The sequence below is a fragment of the Pseudomonas sp. C11 genome (assembly GCF_034683865.1).
Classification (GTDB): Bacteria; Pseudomonadota; Gammaproteobacteria; order Pseudomonadales; family Pseudomonadaceae; genus Aquipseudomonas.
In genome coordinates, this window is record NZ_JAWIIP010000090.1 from 1 (window position 1) to 238 (window position 238).

The 238-nt window shown below is 42.9% G+C and carries 1 protein-coding gene; it reads left to right on the plus strand.

Translation table 11 applies throughout. The features are described 5' to 3' along the window. Window positions 1–238 (plus strand): GH25 family lysozyme (locus VC352_RS25025; protein WP_322982176.1); only part of this gene is annotated, 238 nt, incomplete at both ends.

Below are 238 nucleotides of genomic sequence, written 5' to 3' on the forward strand. Positions count from 1 at the left end.
GAACAATATCGCATCTGCCCAAGAGTATCCGGTAAAAGGCTTTGATGTGTCTCATCATCAAGGCGACATCCAATGGCAATCCATTTCTCCCCAAGAGTTTAAATTCGTTTATTTAAAAGCCACCGAAGGGGGAGATTTCAAAGACCGTAAATTTCAGGACAATTGGCTCAAAGCTCGTGAACAAGGCTTTTTGGTCGGGGCTTATCATTTTTATCGTTTATGCCGTGATGGCCAGATT